General features: G+C 36.7%; 15 protein-coding genes. All 15 read right to left on the reverse strand.

Annotated elements, in window-relative coordinates:
* Positions 1-3: 3 nt before the first annotated feature.
* The 15 genes from NST60_RS01755 to sdaAB all read right to left on the reverse strand — a co-directional run bounded on the left by NST60_RS01755 (position 4) and on the right by sdaAB (position 18856).
* Positions 4-849, reverse strand: coding sequence for an ABC transporter permease (locus NST60_RS01755; protein WP_169188366.1), 846 nt, complete (start codon positions 847-849; stop codon positions 4-6).
* The gene (locus NST60_RS01760) at positions 846-1778 is read right to left on the reverse strand and encodes an ABC transporter ATP-binding protein (protein WP_016201088.1); all 933 of its coding nucleotides are present in this window, start codon (positions 1776-1778) and stop codon (positions 846-848) included. The genes NST60_RS01755 and NST60_RS01760 overlap by 4 nt, the downstream gene beginning before the upstream one ends.
* On the reverse strand, positions 1775-4123 hold the full coding sequence (locus tag NST60_RS01765; RefSeq protein WP_101730035.1) for a hypothetical protein: 2349 nt from the start codon (positions 4121-4123) through the stop codon (positions 1775-1777). Before NST60_RS01765 ends, NST60_RS01760 begins: the two co-directional genes overlap by 4 nt.
* A 738-nt stretch (positions 4124-4861) precedes the next feature.
* Positions 4862-5128: a hypothetical protein gene (locus NST60_RS01770; RefSeq protein ID WP_016201086.1), complete on the reverse strand. Its 267-nt coding sequence runs from the start codon at positions 5126-5128 to the stop codon at positions 4862-4864.
* Positions 5129-5277: 149 nt separating this feature from the next.
* Positions 5278-6267, reverse strand: coding sequence for a signal recognition particle-docking protein FtsY (gene ftsY, locus NST60_RS01775; RefSeq protein ID WP_016201085.1), 990 nt, complete (start codon positions 6265-6267; stop codon positions 5278-5280).
* Between the two features lie 184 nt (positions 6268-6451).
* Positions 6452-10021, reverse strand: a complete 3570-nt coding sequence (gene smc, locus NST60_RS01780) for a chromosome segregation protein SMC (RefSeq protein ID WP_016201084.1) — start codon at positions 10019-10021, stop codon at positions 6452-6454.
* Between the two features lie 64 nt (positions 10022-10085).
* Positions 10086-10826: a ribonuclease III gene (gene rnc / locus NST60_RS01785; RefSeq protein WP_016201083.1), complete on the reverse strand. Its 741-nt coding sequence runs from the start codon at positions 10824-10826 to the stop codon at positions 10086-10088.
* Between the two features lie 431 nt (positions 10827-11257).
* Positions 11258-11488: an acyl carrier protein gene (locus tag NST60_RS01790; protein WP_016201082.1), complete on the reverse strand. Its 231-nt coding sequence runs from the start codon at positions 11486-11488 to the stop codon at positions 11258-11260.
* 116 nt (positions 11489-11604) lie between these two features.
* A complete protein-coding gene (fabG, locus tag NST60_RS01795) occupies positions 11605-12348 on the reverse strand; it encodes a 3-oxoacyl-[acyl-carrier-protein] reductase (protein ID WP_016201081.1) in 744 nt (247 codons plus the stop codon).
* Positions 12349-13293 carry an ACP S-malonyltransferase gene (fabD, locus tag NST60_RS01800; RefSeq protein WP_341098045.1) on the reverse strand — a complete coding sequence of 315 codons (945 nt, stop codon included), beginning with the start codon at positions 13291-13293 and terminating at the stop codon, positions 12349-12351. It lies immediately after the preceding gene.
* A gap of 65 nt (positions 13294-13358) precedes the next feature.
* Positions 13359-14336, reverse strand: a complete 978-nt coding sequence (plsX, locus tag NST60_RS01805) for a phosphate acyltransferase PlsX (RefSeq protein WP_016201079.1) — start codon at positions 14334-14336, stop codon at positions 13359-13361.
* Positions 14337-14352: 16 nt separating this feature from the next.
* Positions 14353-14916, reverse strand: coding sequence for a transcription factor FapR (gene fapR, locus NST60_RS01810; RefSeq protein WP_016201078.1), 564 nt, complete (start codon positions 14914-14916; stop codon positions 14353-14355).
* 330 nt (positions 14917-15246) lie between these two features.
* Entirely contained in the window at positions 15247-17295 is a 2049-nt protein-coding gene (gene recG, locus NST60_RS01815) for an ATP-dependent DNA helicase RecG (RefSeq protein ID WP_224427323.1), read from the reverse strand.
* Positions 17292-18179 (reverse strand): L-serine ammonia-lyase, iron-sulfur-dependent, subunit alpha, encoded by an 888-nt coding sequence (gene sdaAA / locus NST60_RS01820; protein ID WP_016201076.1) that lies wholly within the window; start codon positions 18177-18179, stop codon positions 17292-17294. The genes recG and sdaAA overlap by 4 nt, the downstream gene beginning before the upstream one ends.
* A 14-nt stretch (positions 18180-18193) precedes the next feature.
* Entirely contained in the window at positions 18194-18856 is a 663-nt protein-coding gene (sdaAB, locus tag NST60_RS01825; protein ID WP_016201075.1) for an L-serine ammonia-lyase, iron-sulfur-dependent subunit beta, read from the reverse strand.
* Between the last annotated feature and the right edge of the window lie 414 nt (positions 18857-19270).

Here is a 19270-nt window from a genome sequence, read left to right on the forward strand (position 1 = left end):
CTATCAACTTCCCTTTTTCATATTGGCACGTAAATTACGAACACTAATTGTTAATGAAAGCACAATAACAATGCAATAAGTAATAAGGTGAGCAGCCCATATTGGAAATTTAATTCCTGTGATTTCTTTTATTTGTTCAGAAACAGTCGGTTCAAAGACATCAGCTAAAACAATGCCAGGATTAAACATGGCACTAAAATACACAGATGGAACCTTTTTTGGCGTGGCAACAGCATAGATATCCGCAATTTGAAAAAGAATTAGGGAGATAACTGCCGTTCCAGCAACAATAAATAAAGCAACACTATATGTTGTGACCATACTTACAATTGTTTTACGTATAAGGGTAGAAAACAAAACACCAAAGCTGCCAATCACAAGCATCGTAAACAAGCTAAAGAAAAATACTTGCGCTAACTGAGTCGGCGAAATTCCACCAAATAAAAACACAAAACTATAAATCGGAAGACTTGCTAAAATTAACAAAACTAAATACGAAATGGACGAGAGCAATTTACCAATAACAATTGTAAAGCTGCTTTGGGTGGTTGTTAATAGAATGCTTAGTGTTTGTCTTTCTCGTTCACTACTAATAACTCCGCCTGTCAATCCTGGGGTAATAAATAAAACTAATCCTAATTGAAAAAATGCCAAAAACATAAACATCAATCTACTTTCTTGCGGCTTAAAAAATCCGCTTGGACTTGATGTTCTGAGCACATACATTAAAGCAACCATCAACAAGGTGAGTGCAAGCAGATAAAACAGGATCCCGACAAACGTTTTCCCTGAACGAAAGCGCAGTTTTAGCTCTTTGTTTAATACGGGGTTCATGAAATAAGCTTTCAAGAGAATTCAACCTCCTTTGTGATCTCCATAAAGACATCTTCTAGATTGCTCTCCATTTCTGAGAAACTAATAATCGGAATCTCTTTTTGAATCGCTGTTTTTAATAAAGCTTGCTGTTCCTCATCTCCACCTTTAAAGAGGAACTGAATGGCTTTTCCTTCTTCTAAAACTTCTATTTTTGTAATCCGTGGATTTTCTTCAAAAAACGCAATCGTTTTTTGCATATCAAATGTTTTTACACTTATAATTTTTTCACTTTGTAATTGCTGTTGAATAGCTGATACAGTTCCTTGTGCCACTAATTTTCCTTGATCTAAAATTCCAATGACATCACACATTTCAGCTAATTCAGGTAAAATATGGGAGGAGATAAGAATTGTTTTTCCCATATTCTTTAATTCTTTTAAAATCTCACGCATTTCAATCCTCGCACGTGGATCTAAACCAGATGCTGGTTCATCGAGAATTAGGACAGCAGGATCATGGATTAAACTCCTCGCAAGGCATAGTCTTTGTTTCATCCCTCGCGACAATAAATCTACATAATCTTTTCGCTTATGCGAAAGATTAACTAGCTCTAATAGCTGAGGGATTAATTTTTCTCTTTGTGCTGCTGGGATACCATAACTAGCACCATAGAAATCTAAATATTCTTCTGCTTTTAATTGATCATAAACACCAAAGAAATCAGGCATATATCCTAATTGTTTTCTTACCTCTTTCGGTTGCTTTATGATATCTGCTCCATTAATGGTTGCTGTACCCGATGTCGGTGCTAATAGAGTAGCAAGAATAGAGAATGTCGTTGATTTACCCGCTCCGTTTTGCCCAACAAACCCAAACACACACCCAGCATCGATTTGAAGATCTAATGGCTGTAGTGCTGTAAACTTTCCATACTTTTTGGAAAGACCTTTAATTTCTATCATTCTTTTATCTCTCCTTTGACCTTAACAGATGGCAGTTGCATATATGGATCTCCATTCGTTGCTTTATCCACCTTAATAGTGATTTTTCTATTTTTATCAACATAATCGCCAATTTTTTCTTTCTCCACTTTAAAAAGACTTTTCACTTCTTCATAATCATCCGTGCGTTTATTATAAATACTATATTTCACACCCATATTTCCCATTGGTTGTACGGTTAAAGAATCCAAAGCAATGGAGCTTTCTTCATAAGATTTAGGAATACCAAGCGTATATAGATACTTCCCATCTTCTAAGGAAATATCATTATATTGGAAGTTCTCATTATAGATAGCCCCCTCGATTACCGTTAATTTCTGTTCCATGTTCCCTTCATTTAAGGTAAACGGCCCAGGAAAATTATTTGCTATTGTAATAGGCTCCATAATTAAGTTAGTGCTATTCTTCGTTACCTTTCCACTTGTTAATTCAACCTTGACAATATCCTCATTCGTAATTCCAATTAACAACGGATCTCCAGTTGACACATTCTTAAAGTAATCCGTATTTAACACCATACTTGACGCAGCTAATTCCCTATACTCATTTAAATCTTTGCCATTATAATCATAAAGATAATAGCCTTGATTTGTATCAGTTGGTCTGGAAAAATACTTATGTTTATGGGTAGCCTTAACTTTTTTTGTTTCTCCAGCAGCTAGGGAGCCTAAGTCGATTTTTTCCGTCCCAGACCATATAAATACTCTTGCAAAGTCATATGGATAATGATTGGTTATCGTCCCAGAAATTTCTTTCTCTGTTGTGTCAAATTCATGACCAAATCCGCCTTCTAGCGGTATGCTAGATTTGCCGAACATAGTACGACTAGACCAATACTCTACTTCTGGAAAAATAATTTCATTCTTTTTTATTTTTTCACTTGTAATGGCCTTTACTTGCAATTCTCCATATCCTAAATACGGAATTGGCGTATATGCATTCTTATCATACGTTAACGTAAAATCACCTGATTTATTCGATAAAAGCGTAGTTGCTTGATATCCAGATAAATAGTTATCGTTATATTGATAGATGCCCATTTCATTGAATTGTGGATTTTTTATTTTATCCTTTGCACCTGTAAAGAACACTCCAATTGATAAAAGAATGGATAGACACGGAATAATCCACCAAGCATGTTCACGCTTGTCGATCTTTTTTAACATAAAATATAAAATCGGCACAATAACGAGCAAATATCCTGCTAAAATAATTAATAAGATACTTGTTGATATAGTAGAATTTTTAAAATACTCATTCGATTCGACAAAGTTATAATAAAGATTACTGATTGGACTATTACTATACTGATAATTAGCGGAATGTTGCGTATTCTCTGCTAATAGTATTTTTTCCATCCAACTATTGAATCCTTGCCAGCTAAGAAAAGCCGGATCACTTAGTGAAAAGGAAGTTTGCATTACTTTTCCTCCACCAAGTGTCTTTTTAGCAATAATAGGCTGGTTATTATGTAAAACAATTGCTTCAGCTCCATCTGTTAGCGAAGATTGAAAACCATTTATTTTCTCTTGTTGTTTGCTTTTTGAATCAATTGCCTCCAAGGAAATCGTTTCTTGATCACCAAGTGCTAACGGCATGAATGTTTCTAAATTGCCGTATACCTGCTTACCATTTGTTGAGGCACCAGTGATTAAAATACCTCCATTTTCAATCCAATTTTTAATCGCTTGTTGCTGCGCATCTGTTAATTCTGTAAGCGAAAACTGATCAACGAGTAAATAACTTACAGTTTCAAGAGCTAACGCTTGATCTGGTAAATCTTCTTTTAAAAGTTCTGTTGTATAAATTGAATTACTTGGAAACTTTCTTAAATCTTTAAATTTATCATATTGATCAGTTAGAATACCTAAGGTTTGTTGAGAAATAAAATTAACTCTCACTTCTTTTACTCCAGCAAAAGTTACCTCATCACCCTTCTTCCAACTCCCGCGATATAATTTCATTTTATTATTAGCATAGTTAGAATCAGAAGAAATCCCTGGCATTGTGACCATATAGGTCTTCTTACTATTCGCCGGAATATCTACAGACACTAATGTTTGTCCTCCCACTTCATAACTCGGAGAATAAGGAACTAATAAATCACCTTTGAAATCTTTACCACTATTTTCAATGGTAACCTTTAATAAAAATCCCTTTCCGTCGATTACTTTTCCAGCTAATCCAGCTTCTGTTGTAATTTTTATTTCGGCTGTAGATGTTGCTGCATTTGCTTCTTTTACAATAAAAGTAGTGGCCAAAAATAAAATAAAACATATGATTATGACTTTTTTGACATTTCGCAAACTCTGTTTCCCCCATTTTTTATTTTTGGCTGTTTTCATAAAGTTTGTTGCTATTACCCGCAGCCGGGAATACACTTCGCTTTCCGTGGGGCTCGCGCTGAGCCGCTTCGGCTCACAGGAGTCTACGTGTATTCCGGCTGCTCCATTTTCCAACTAATTCTTTTCTCCTATTGAAAAAAATAATCTTTTAGAAAACAGCCTTATTTTTTATTCTATTTAATAGACGTCTGTTAACTGTTTCCCCCCTACAGTAAATTAGAAAAAATTTCATAATGTAATTTTACATTATTATATACTTTTTATACATATATTTTTTTGTAATTTCATTATGAGTTTCTATATTTTATTAGACGAGGGGAATGTTGGAAATGTTTTATGTGTTAGCAACTATTTTTTTACGCGTAAAATTTAAAAACTCCTGTTTTGGTATGCTTACAGAAGTTTTGGTGATTAGTATGGATTATAAAATTGTTCGTTTTAACATTTTGTTGTGAAAGATTAATTTATATTTCATTTATCAGCAGTCTTATCAGTTAAAATTTTAATATATCAGCCAAATTTTCCTTCTTTTCAGCCAAACTTTTTATTTATCAGCCAAATTCTCCTTCTTTTCAGCCAAACTTTTTATTTATCAGCCAAATTCTCCTTCTTTTCAGCCAAACTTTTTATTTATCAGCCAAATTCTCCTTCTTTTCAGCTAAACTTTTTATTTTTATCAGCCAATACCACATCAATCTCCTAATTTAAGTGAAATAATATAAGAACGCTAGCTGGTATTGCTATTAAAAGTGCGCCAATTATTTTCATTCGCATACCTGTTAAACTACTTAGGAAAAGATTTTCTTCTTCTATAGTGAGTAAACTTTCTAATTCTGCTTCCTCGTATTTTTTAGCAGGCAAAGAGTCGCCAAGTCGAGCATAGGCATGATGCTGAACAAGATGTCCTTTAACTGTTAACACAATACCTCCAATAAGAATAAGTAATACAGCGCATTGAATAATCAAACATCTTCCCTCCGAAATAAATAGATAATGTTATTTTTTAGTATTCTACTTATCCTTATTTTTATAACGTCTTCGCAATAGTTTAACAATAATTTACAAAAAAAAGATGTCGTAAAGTTTCTTTTACGACATCCGACTTCCATTTTCTTTTATTCTTCGCTTTGCTCCACTAAGTTAGAAAATAAACCATATACATATTTTTCTGGATCGAATCCTTGAAGATCATCCATTTTTTCCCCTAATCCTACAAACTTAACTGGAATATGTAGTTCGTTACGAATCGCAAGAACAATTCCACCTTTAGCAGTCCCGTCTAATTTCGTTAGAACAATTCCACTTACATTTGTTGTTTCTTTAAATGTTTTTGCTTGCACTAATGCATTTTGTCCAGTCGTTGCATCTAGCACAAGTAACACTTCATGAGGAGCCCCTGGAACCTCTCGTTCAATTACTCGTTTAACTTTTTCTAATTCCTTCATTAAATTAACTTTATTCTGCAGTCTTCCAGCCGTATCACATAAAAGGATATCAGCTTGGCGAGATTTAGCAGCTTGAACGGCATCAAACATAACAGCTGCTGGATCAGATCCTTCTGTATGTTTAATGACATCTACTCCAACCCGATCTCCCCACACTTCCAATTGTTCGATTGCTCCAGCACGGAACGTATCTCCTGCAGCAAGTAACACTTTTTTACCTTCTTCTTTATACTTATGAGCAAGCTTACCTATTGTCGTTGTTTTCCCTACTCCATTTACGCCTACAAAGAGAATGACTGTTAACCCTTCTGCTTGCATATTAATCGTAGAAGATTCTTCTTCACCATTCTCATAAATAGCAACCAATTTCTCGGAAATTACATCTTGGACTTCTTTTGGATCTTGGATGTTTTTTCTTTTCACTTCTTTTTTTAGCTCATCAATTAACTCCATTACTGTTTCAAAGCCAACATCTGCTCCAATTAGGATTTCTTCCAGCTCTTCGAAGAAATCTTCATCCACTTTTCGGTAGCGAGAAACGAGATCATTCACTTTCTCTGAAAAATTATTTCTTGTTTTTGTCAGACCTTCTTTAAACTTCTCGGTTACCGTATTCGTCTGTTGAGACATTTTTTCTTTTAACTTTTTAAAAAAACTCATTAATATCCCTTCTTCCATTTCAAAAATACTGGTTATGTAAAAGATCTAATGTTTTAATAATATTGCCTAGAGAGCGAGCAATAAAATCTTCCAAGACCTACTGCCTAACCTTCGTAGAAAACAGTAAGCCTCAGAAAACGGGGCCTTAATATTTTAGATCACTTGTAGCTCATAGCTAAAAGACTTATCCATTTGCAACTAATTCATTGGTTTCACTTAGACGAACCGAAACTAGCTTTGAAACACCAGATTCTTGCATTGTTACCCCATAAAGCACATCTGCTTCTTCCATTGTTCCTTTACGGTGGGTAATAACAATAAACTGTGTCTCATGGCTATAGCGTTTTAAATAGGAGCTAAAACGAAATACGTTTGCTTCATCCAATGCTGCTTCAACCTCATCCAAAATACAGAACGGAACAGGTCTTACTTTCAGAATAGAGAATAATAGAGCAATTGCTGTTAGCGCTCTTTCCCCACCAGATAATAAACTTAAATTCTGTAGTTTTTTCCCTGGTGGTTGGGCAACAATCTCTACTCCTGTGTTTAAAAGATCTTCTGGATTCGTTAATACTAAATCGGCACTACCTCCGCCAAATAAGCTTTGAAAAACTGTTTCAAAATGAGCTTTTATTCCTTCAAAAGTTTGCTCAAATCGATTTTTCATTTCCTCATCCATTTCATCGATTACTTGGTAAAGGGTATCCTTTGCTTCTTCTAAATCTGTTTTTTGCTCTAGAAGAAACTCGTATCTTTCAGAAATTCGCTCATATTCCTCAATGGCACCAAGATTGACTGTTCCTAGTTCTTCCATTGCTAATTTAATTAGTTTCACCTTTTTACGTGCTTCATCTACTTCTAGTGTTAAAGGATAATCTAGTTTCGCTCCTTCATACGTCAATAAGTATTCCTCACGCAAATTAGTTAATCGAGTATCTAATTCTACGTCTACACGGTTTAATTTTACTTCTTCATCCTTTAAAGCTTGAACGATTCCTCGATGAAGTCTACGTTGCTCCTTCGTTTCCAGTTCAAGCTCTTCTAATTGCATTTGCTTCTGCAATCTTTCCTCTCTGCGTAAAGAAATCAACTGGATGGTTTCTTGCTTTTCCTGCTGTTTCTGCTCGGCAGCTTCTTCTAATGTCGCTTCTCCGGAATGAGAATTACTCATTTCAGAAGATAGCAAACGAAGGTCTTCCTTTACAAGCTCCCACTTTTCTTCTGTTGTTTCATGTTCTTGAATAATGGTTGCTAGCTTATCCTTTTCATGTCGAAGCTGTTCTTTTTTAGCTGCAGATTGAATTCGTAAATCACTGATAACATTTACTACAGATTCCTTGGAAACAGTTTGTTTATTTTTCTGCTCCGTAAGCAAAGCAATCTCTTTATCTAATTCAGACAGTTTTTTATTTTGTTGTTCAAGCTTTTGTTGCAAATCAGTACGCCTCTTTTGGAGAAGCTCTTGTTCTTGGTGAGAGTCAGCCTTGTTGCGGTCATATAGAGACAATTTATCATTCATTGCTCTTTCTTCGAATTCAACCTCTTTTAAATCGTCTTTCCATGTTTGAATTTGGAAACGAAGATCCTCTATTTTTAAGCGTGCTTCTTCAATCGATAACTCTTCCGTTTGCAAAGCTGCTTTGCCTTTTTTCAGTTGCTCTTCAAGCTTTAGGGACGTTTTATCCATCTCAAAAATCTTTTTCTTAAGCTCTTCCAATTCACCTTTTCGGGTAATAATGGAGGCTTGCTTTTGCTTAATTGCTCCACCAGTCATCGAACCACCAGGGTTAACAATTTCTCCTTCTAACGTCACAAAACGAGAACGATACTGAAGGATTTTCGCCATTTCATTAGCACCCTTTAAGTCCTTAGTAATGACAACATTGCCTAATAAACTACGCATAATTTCACTATATTGACTATCATAGTTAATCAAGTCTGCAGCTATACCAATAAATGCAGGATGCCCTTGAATTAACCGTAGTTGAGAATCAGCAAGTGTTTTTCCCTTAATAACATTCATTGGTAAAAACGTAGCTCGTCCAAAACCATTTTTCTTTAAAAATGCAATTGCTTCGCGACCATTTTGTTCTGTTTCTACTACTATGTGCTGCATCGATCCACCTAAAGCAATTTCCAAGCTAACACTGTATTCCTTTGGAACATGCATTAATTCCGCAACTGCGCCTCTAATACCATGCAAAGACTTACCTCTTGCTTTCAGCACTTCTTTTACCCCTTGGAAAAATCCAGAATAGTCATCTTCCAATTCTTCGAGCATTTCTTTCCGAGACTTTGCCTGCTGTGCATACTGGTAGGATTGATAAAGAGCTTTCTCCACCTGTTGAACTTTTGCTTCTATTCCTTGAAAATGGGTGCGCTTTTCATTCCATATAGTAGACCATTTCTCAAGTATGTCAGAAAGCTCTGTTAGTTTTTCCGTAATCTCACTTTTTTTCTCCTGAATGCGGTCACGTTCATTTGTAAAATTAGCATTTTCCTCATCAAGCTGAGACGTTCTTTTTTCTTGATTCTCTAATTGCTGGATAACAGAATTCAATTCATTTTTTGAAGCTGCTTGGTTACTAACAATATCGATATAGTCACTTTTTAACATTTCGATTTTTTCTTCTAAATTCTCGTTAAAAAGGGCAAGATTTTTCTCATTAACTTTTAATGTTTCTTCAATTTCTTTTGACTCTGCTTGTAATTCGTGAACAAGCTTTTGTTGTGTTTCTTTTTGCGAAAGAAGGGCTGCTACTCTTTCTTGCAATTCCACTTTGCTTTTTTCAAGTTGATCACGATTTTGTGTTGCATTCTTTTTTCGTTCTTTTAATACTTCTTTTCGACCTTCTAGTTTTTCTAATTCTTCACTGACTAAAAGAAGAACTTGTTGGAGATCATCGATAGATTCATCTAGAGCAGCTACTTCATTTTTTACTTCTTCCATCTTTGCTTCTTTACTTTGCAGCATGGAGGATAGCTTTAGCTCCTCTTGTTTATAAGCTTCTAGTTGTTTCGAGATTGCTTCAAATCGTGCGTGCGCTTCTTCAATATCATGAACCATTAGGGCAACTTCAATCGATTCAAGATTTTCTCGATGATGTAGATATTCCTTTGCCATCGAGCTTTGAATCTTTAATGGTTCCACCTGACTTTCTAATTCATGTAATATATCGTTTACACGATTAAGATTATCTTGTGTTTCCACAAGCTTTCCTTCTGCTTTTTTCTTTCGCGTCTTATATTTTAGCACGCCTGCTGCCTCTTCAAAGATGGACCTACGATCTTCTGCCTTACTATTTAAGATTTCCTCGACTTTCCCCTGACTGATGATCGAAAAAGCCTCTCGTCCCAATCCTGAATCCATAAATAAGTCAACAATATCCTTAAGACGACAAGATTGCTTATTGATTAGAAACTCACTTTCTCCTGAACGATAAACACGCCTTGTAACACTTACTTCATGGAAATCCAATGGAAGGAAATGATCTTCATTTTCTAAAGTCAACGTTACTTCAGCAAAGTTGACTGCTTTCCTGGAGTCACTTCCTGAAAAAATAACATCCTCCATCTTACTTCCACGCAAGGATTTTGCAGATTGTTCTCCAAGCACCCAGCGAATCGCATCGGTTATATTACTTTTCCCACTTCCATTTGGGCCAACGACTGCCGTTACACCTGGCACAAAATCGACAGAAATTCGATCTGCAAATGACTTAAAACCGATGATATCTAACCGTTTTAAGAACATACCCTCACCCCGATTCTTCCTTGTTTTCCTCTAGTTGTTTTTCTTTGTTTGCTTTTTTAAGCATTTATTTTTCACTATCCGCCTTTAACATTAATAATGATTTTTGCGCAGCCTGTTGCTCTGCTTCTTTCTTAGAACGTCCCATTCCAGTTCCAAGTTCTCGATCATTTAAAAAGACTTGTGAAATAAACTCTCTATTATGTGCGGGTCCTTTTTCAAGTAGTATTTTATACTCAATTGTTCCAACAGCATCTCTTTGTACATATTCTTGTAGTTGACTTTTAAAATCCATCACATGAGAAAAAGCACCGTTATTTATTTTTGGAAAAATAACTTCCTCTAAAAATGCTACCACTGAATCTAATCCTTGATCTAAATAAAGAGCACCAATAAACGCTTCGAATACATCAGCAAGCAGCGCGGGTCTTGTTCTTCCTCCAGTCATTTCCTCTCCCTTTCCTAAGAGCACATATACACCAAAGGAAAGTTCATTGGCAAAGGAAACAAGAGATGGCTCGCAAACGATTGCTGCTCGCAATTTGGTTAGTTCCCCTTCACTCATCATTGGAAATTTCTTAAAGAGAAATTTAGAAACCGTTAATTCTAAAACGGCATCACCAAGAAATTCTAATCTTTCATTATCTTCGTGTGGTTTTCTTCGATGCTCATTCACATATGATGAATGGGTAAAAGCCTGCTTCAATAGTTTTTCATTCGTAAAATGAATCCCTAATTTATCTTGAAGTTCCTTCATTTTTTTCTCATTTGGTCGAACAGTTCTTTTGTCTTTTCGATTGCCTCGCATTTTGCCTCCACCTTAGCACTAAGTTTACAATTCATTTCAAGTTTAAGTAAAAAAGATAAAAAACGCAAAGAAACTTGGAAAGTTTTTTCTCTCCAAGCCTTTTCTATTACAGAAATCGGGCTACCACTAGGGGGGAAACCCCACTTCACATAAGAAAAACTATTTCTATCTATTTATTGCGCTTTTTAAGCGCCGTATATAATATCCCTTTGAACGACGATGATCTTGCCGTTCATCAACCATTACTACATTCCTATTTATTATAGGCATTTAGTTATTAGTATACATCAAACAAACAGAGATTGTCATCTATTCTTCAGGCCTTTTCACAATCAATATAGTAACTTTTTCTACTGTAATAGTTTTCTCCTAAATAATCGCTCACATACAAAATTAAAAGCCCCGTGGATAACGGAGCTTTTAAACAATGACTAGCGATTACTTATGTAATTCACAGCATCACCAACTGTAGAAATCTTTTCAGCATCGTCGTCAGAAATTTCCATATCGAACTCATCTTCTAATTCCATAACAAGTTCAACTACATCAAGAGAGTCAGCGCCTAAATCATCTTTGAAAGAAGCTTCTAAAGTAACCTCAGATTCTTCCACTCCAAGACGATCTACAACGATTTTTGTTACACGCTCTAATACATCTGCCATTTATTTCACCTCCCCTCAAATGCATTATAGAGTATTTTAACGAAATAATAAATGAGAACTTTATCTAATGTTTGTTCTCTTACTATTCACACTCTTTCCTTTTCATAAAGGAATCATTACATATACATTCCACCATCAATATGCAATGTTTGTCCCGTAATATAACTGCTGTCATCCGAAGCTAAAAAGACAACGGCATTGGCAATGTCTTCAGGTCTGCCAAATTGGCCTAGAGGGATTTGCGTAAGCATGCTATTTTTTACTTCTTCTGTCAGTTTATCCGTCATATCTGTTGTAATAAATCCAGGAGCGATTGCATTTACCGTAATATTTCGTTGTGCAAGTTCTTTTGCTGTCGTTTTCGTAAAACCAATCACACCTGCTTTTGCCGCAACATAATTAGCTTGTCCAGGATTTCCTGTCACGCCAACGATGGAAGTAATATTAATTATTCTTCCTTTTCTTTGCTTCATCATCGGTCTTGTTACAGCTTTCGTGCAAAGGAACACACCTTTTAAATTTGTATTTATAACGTCATCCCACTCTGAATCCTTCATACGCATTAACAGATTGTCCCTTGTAATCCCAGCATTATTAACTAAAATATCAATGTTGCCAAACGATTCAAGTGCCTCTTTCATCATCGCATTTACAGAATCGGTATTGGATACATCACATTGAATGCTAATTGCTTTTCTGCCTAGAGCTTCAATTTCCTTTACCACTTCATTGGCACGATCTACACTACCAGCATAGTTAACAACAACGTCTGCGCCTTGCTTCGCTAACTCAAGCGCGATCGATTTACCAATTCCTCGAGATGCTCCAGTAACAACAGCAACTTTACCAGCTAACTTCACTTACAAATCCCCCTTTAACTCTTCTGCAACTTTAGTACTTGTTTCCATATCATTTACAGCATACACTTTCGCTTTTCGATCAATTTTCTTAATTAAACCAGAAAGAACTTTACCAGGTCCGATTTCAATAAAAGTGTCTACCCCTAAATCAAGCATGTTTCGAACAGAATCTTCCCAAAGAACAGATGAATATAATTGTTCTACTAGCTTTGTTTTAATATCTGCCTTATCTTGGATTGGAGCAGCTGTAACATTAGCAATGACAGGGATTTTTGCATCTACTAAGTCCAAGTCATCCAATACAGAAGCAAATTTATCTGCAGCTGGCTTCATTAGTTCTGAATGGAAAGGACCACTCACTTCAAGAGGGATTGCACGCTTTGCCCCTGCTTCCTTAGCTTTTTCTCCCGCTAATTCTACGCCCTTCGTTGTTCCTGAGATAACAATTTGCCCAGGACAATTAAGATTCGCTAGCTGTACGGAATTACCTGCATCAGAGACCTCAAGTGTCACGGCAGTCAATTGCTCTCGATCTAGCCCGAGCACAGCTGCCATCGCTCCTTCACCTGCTGGGACCGCTTCTTGCATGTATTCTCCACGCTTACGAACTGCATATACACCATCTTCAAAAGAAACCACGCCTGCTGCTATTAACGCAGAATACTCACCTAAGCTATGTCCCGCCACATAATCTGGCTGTATATCAAATTGCTTAAAATGTTCTAAAATGGCGATACTCGTTGTCAGTAAGGCTGGCTGTGTATTGTGTGTAAGTGTAAGTTCTTCCTTTGGTCCTTCAAAAATTAAGTCTGTTAGAGAAACGTTTAATTTTTGATCAGCTTTTTTGAATAAATTCGCTGCCGGTTCAAATTGTTCAAATAAATCTTTTCCCATTCCGACTACTTGTGAGCCTTGTCCAGGAAAAACAAAAGCAATTTTACCCATTTGTTTTTACTCTCCTTTTCTTCCCATTAGAGTTGAATTTGCCGTTTCTGTCTTTATTCCTCATTTTACTCCATTGCGTCTTTTATTTGAGCGACCACACCTGATTGCACAAACTCTCTTGTTTGTCTAATTGCGCTAAATATCGCCTGGCTATCAGATGAACCGTGTGCTTTAATAACAGGTGCATTTAAACCAAATAAGGCTGCACCGCCATACTCTGAATAATCCAATTTATTTTTTATTTGTTTTAAATTTGGCTTTAGGACTGCAGCAGCCATTTTGGAAGTAAAGCTGCTCATTAACTCAGCTTTAATCATTTTAAACATAGACATCGCTGTTCCTTCAACCGTTTTTAAAATCATATTGCCTGTAAACCCATCTGTCACAGCAACATCACATACTCCGTCAAGCAAATCACGTGCTTCTACATTTCCTATAAAATGAATATCGGTATTTTGGAGAAGTTCAAAGGTTTTCTTCGTTAATTCATTCCCCTTTTTCTCTTCTGTCCCAATGTTCAATAATCCAACTCTTGGTTTGGCAACGCCTCTAACCTTTTCGGAATAAATGCTTCCCATCATTGCATACTGAACTAAGTTTTCTGGCTTGGCATCCACATTTGCGCCAACATCAAGTAGAAGAAAACCTTCTCCGCCGATTGTCGGTAAAGTTGGGGCTAATGCCGGACGGTCAATTCCCTCCATTCTCCCAACTACAAACAATCCAGTTGCCATTAAAGCACCTGTATTTCCAGCAGAGATAAACGCATCTGCTCTAGCCTCTTTTACTTCTGTTGCACCAAGGACCATACTAGCTGTTTTTTTTCTGCGTACTGCCCTTACTGGTTCATCTGTTGCTAAAATTTGCTCTTCTGTATGTAAAATATTAATTCGTTCTTTCGTAGTTAGGAAAGATTGAATCTGTTTTTCGTCTCCAACGAGAAGTATTTCTAAATCTGAAAAAGCTTCTACTGCTTTTTGGGCACCAATAACTATTTCTTTCGGGGCATTGTCTCCACCCATTGCATCAATGGCAATTTTCATCATACTAATTACTCCTTTATCTTTTGGCACGGTACATATCAAATTCACCTTTAAAAACTAATTCCGTGTTCACATAACTATTAACTTCTACCGTTGTTCTGCCGGTTATACTATCTATATGAATTACTTTTGCTTTTGCAATAATACGTTCACCTAATTTAACCGATCTAGTAAAGTGAATATTGGCTTTTGCTGTTAGTGCAAGTTCGTCGTTGATTAAGGCTACCGCAAGAGAATTCGCTTGGGCAAAGAGATGATGTCCCCTTGCAATTCCATTTCGTTTAAAGACATGTTCTTGTTTTACTTCAAAGATAGATATAGCTGAATTATCTAATTCCATATCGATTATTTCCCCAATAACTTCTTCGATAGGCAATGCTTTCACTTCGTCTTCAAGTGATTGTTTTGCGACGTTTTTAATTCGCTCTCTAAGCTCTGGAATTGATAGTTCTAACCGATCTAGTCTTATTGTCTGTACACTAACAGAGAATTTTTCCGCCAATTCCTCGTCTGTAATAAAAGGAGTCTCTTTAATTGTCTCCACTAAAAACTGTTGACGTTCCCGTTTAGTTCTCTTCATTTATTAACACCACCGCACTATTAAGACTAGGTACTAATAGTAGTATATAATTTATATAGTTGGAATGCAAGCCGAAGTTTTGTTCCAACTGCTAGCTATTAATGATTGATAGTAGCCAAGTTTGTGTACGCTCGCTTTCTATGGGGCGAGCGTACACTTCTTCAAACCAATCTTCAAATATGATTGCACTTAATTTCATTCGAAATTAAGTGTTTTTTAATAGCCTCACAATTGCCTGCTCAGTGTTTAAACTCATATTTCCTTGTTTACCATTGAGAAGTATTGAAGGCTATCAATCAGCTTGTTATTTACTGGGAAATATAGTCGGGATTAGTCTAGTTTTTCTCCGTTTAGGACACCTGTTTCCTTTAGCGTATCTCGTAGGGCTTTGTAGTCGTCATTTTGCCAGAATGCGGCTGATTCGATTAGAATGGTTGCATCGTTTCTTGCCGTTTCTAAGATGCGGTAGTCGTGAATCATATCGCCCATTTTAAATTCAGGTAAACCACTTTGTTTTTTTCCGAAAAAGTCTCCTGGTCCTCTTAACTCTAGATCTTTCTCACTTAGAACGAATCCGTCGCTTGTTTCGGTCATGATTTTCATTCTTTCTTTTCCAACATCTGTTTTTGGGTCTGCGATTAAGACGCAATAAGATTGAGCGTCACCTCGCCCGACTCTTCCTCTAAGTTGATGGAGCTGTGATAATCCGAATCGTTCTGCATCATACACAAGCATAAACGTCGCATTTGGAACGTTCACACCTACTTCGACAACCGTTGTACTTACTAGAACTTGAATGTCATTTTGACTAAACTGTTTCATCATGTTGTCCTTCTCATCTGCATGAAGTTTTCCGTGCATCAGGCCAACCTTATATCTTCCGTCAAAAAAGGTAGATAACATCGCATGGACATCCATTGCATTTTGAACATCCAACTTTTCCGATTCTTCGATTAATGGACAAATAACATAGGCTTGTCTTCCTTGATGGAGTTCTTTTTCCATAAATTGAAGGATCCTTGTTAACATATCGTGCTTTACCCAATATGTTTCAATATTTTTTCGTCCTGCTGGCATTTCGTCAATGATACTAACATCCATTTCGCCAAAGACAGTAATGGCGAGCGTTCTTGGAATTGGGGTTGCTGTCATAAACAGAACGTCAGGATTTTCTCCCTTTTCCCTTAATACTCTTCTTTGCTCAACTCCAAAGCGATGCTGCTCATCGGTAATGACTAATCCTAGCGATTTAAATTCCACATCGTCTTGAATCAGCGCATGTGTACCTATTAAAATATCGATTTTTCCTTCTTTTAATTGGACCAGCAATTCTTTTCGTTTTTTTCCTTTAACAGAGCTTGTTAACAACCCGCAGGTAACCCCAAATTTTGAAAAGATACTGTGGAGAGAATCCGCATGTTGCTCTGCAAGAATTTCTGTCGGCGCCATTAATGCACCTTGGTGACCAGAAAGGATAGAAGCATATAAAACTATAGCAGCAACAATTGTTTTTCCAGATCCCACATCCCCTTGCAGCAACCGGTTCATTCGGACCTCTGCTTTCATATCCTTCAAGATTTCATTAACCACTCTTTTTTGAGCATTTGTCAAAGGAAAAGGAAGAGTTTCTATAAAGGCTGTTAGCTTTTCAAGGGAATACTGCTGACTTTTCCCGCCGGAATGCTCTCTTTCGTATTTTCTTAACGCACTCATTTTCAGTTGAAACAAGAGGAATTCCTCATATACAAACCTTCTTCTTGCTTGGGTAAGATCCTCTCTCTTTTCAGGAAAATGAATAATTTGCAGTGCTTCCTTCCGTGGCAACAATCGATATTTTGTTAGCATAGAAGATGGAAAGTTTTCTTCGATTAACTCTCCATATTGACTTAATGCGGATGAAATATATTTACGTAAATTTTTGACCGTAATATTGCCCTTTACCGCATACACTGGTTCAAATAAATGCCCCTTTTGGTTACTGCCAATTTGCAAATGATTCGCCGTAATTGTTTGGCGATGCTGATCCCATTTTCCTGTTACTGTAATTAATTCTTGCACAGCTAATTTACTTTTTAAATAAGGCTGATTAAAAAATACGACCGTAATTAAGTATTGTTCTACTAATAGCTTTATCGTTAATCTAGATTTCTTTCTTCCATAAAAAATAAGGGATGGTTCGCTATGAACCTTCCCTTCTACCGTCACTTTTTCTTCATGCTTTATTTCTTCGAGGTTTTTCAGACGATAATCCTCATAACGATAAGGAAAATATTCTAGCAAATCATTTATTTTGTATATATTCATTTCTTCTAATTGTTTTTTTGTTTCTGCTCCAACGCCTTTTATGTGATCGACGGATAGCTGTAATGTTTCATTCACTTGTTAGCGGCAGCGGCACTACCAAAGATTTCAGCTTCCAGTCTCCGACCAGTTGGTGTTGCTGCCAACCCTCCCCGTGCTGTTTCTTTAAGCGCCGTAGGCATTGCCTGACCAATTCGATACATACTATCAATTACTTCATCACAAGGAATACGACTTTTTATGCCTGCAAGCGCCATATCTGCAGCAATCATTGCATTCGCTGCTCCCATGGCGTTTCGTTTTACACATGGAACTTCGACTAAACCAGCAACTGGATCACAAACAAGACCTAGCATATTCTTTAGTGTAATTGCCATAGCGTGCGCTGATTGTTCTGGTGTTCCTCCTGCCATTTCTACAATCGCAGCTGCAGCCATCCCAGCAGCCGAGCCAACTTCCGCTTGGCATCCGCCAGCAGCACCAGAGATTGATGCATTATTTGCAACCACAAACCCAAATGCACCTGAATTAAAAAGGAACGCAATCATCTGTTCTCTTGTTGGATTCAGTTTATTTTTCACAGCAAAAAGCGTACCAGGTACAACACCTGCAGATCCTGCTGTTGGTGTTGCGCAAATCATTCCCATTGCTGCATTTACTTCATTCGTTGCAACAGCTTTACTAACTGCATCTAAAATAATTTCTCCTGAAAGAAATTGACCTTTTTTAATATATTCTTGAAGTAAAACGGCATCTCCACCAGTCAATCCGGAATGGGATACTACTCCATTCAACCCTCTTTCCACCGCTTGCTCCATTACCTGCAAATTTGTTTCCATCTGTGCAAGTATTTCTGCTCTTGTTCTTCCTGTTACGTTCATTTCTTGTTCAATCATAATTTCGGAAATCGGTAAATTTCTAGTTGTTGCCATTTCTACCAATTCTGCTACATTACGGAACATATTTACCCCTCCCTTTATTCCACGATTGTTGTTACTTTTTCAATCGAATCTAACTGCTCAAGCTCTTTTAAAATCGCTTCTTCTATATTTTGATCGACCTCAATTGTCATTAAAGCCAATTTCCCTTTTTCTTTACGGCTTACTTCCATATGACCGATATTTATTTCATATTTAGCCAATACATTCGCAACCTTAGCAATAGCCCCGAATCGATCATTATGAACAACCAATATTGCAGGGTGATGACCAGAAAGCTTTAATTTAAACCCATTAAGTTCTGTGATTTCAATTTTTCCACCGCCAATAGAAATACCAACTAGCTCCATTTCACCTTTTTCGTCTCCTAAATGGATTTTAGCAGTATTTGGATGCTCTGGTATCGCTTCTTCTATATGGAATTTAACTTGGATTCCATGCTGTTCCGCTATTTCTAAGGACGCTTTAATTCGTTCATCAAATGTATCAAAATCAAGAATCCCTCCGATAATTGCCACATCCGTCCCATGCCCCTTATAGGTTTCAGCAAAGGAACCATAAAAATGAATATTTACCCATTTTGGTTCTCTTTCAAAAAGATTGCGTGCGACTCTTCCAATTCTCGCCGCACCTGCTGTGTGGGAACTGGACGGACCAATCATGACCGGACCAATAATATCAAAAACACTTTTATATTTCATGGATTTTTCTCCCCTTAAATACCCAAAATCAAATGATGGTCGTCTTTCCGTAATACGGTGTTTCAATTCATTACACTATATAATATCATACTATATTAATATATGGTTCTAATTCTTATCGTTCTCTTTATTTTGCTGAATGGAAAATAAAGACTGTTATGTATGTTGCTTGATATGAAAAGTTAATATAGTTGGGGCTTGTTTGCTTTAGGGATTTTAGGGAGGGCTCCTCTGTTACCTTAAGCGGCTTTTTCTTCCTTGCGCGGGCTTAGAGATCGCTTCTCTGTTACCTTAAACTCTTTTTTCTGCACTGCACGGGCTCAGAAATCGCTTCTCTGTTACCTTTTCGTTCAACCACTCACCTTCAAAGTAACAGACATACCTTCCCCAGCTCTCTTCTTCAAACAAAATTGC

Source organism: Niallia sp. FSL W8-1348 (assembly GCF_038006745.1).
GTDB classification, from domain to species: Bacteria; Bacillota; Bacilli; order Bacillales; family Cytobacillaceae; genus Niallia; species Niallia alba.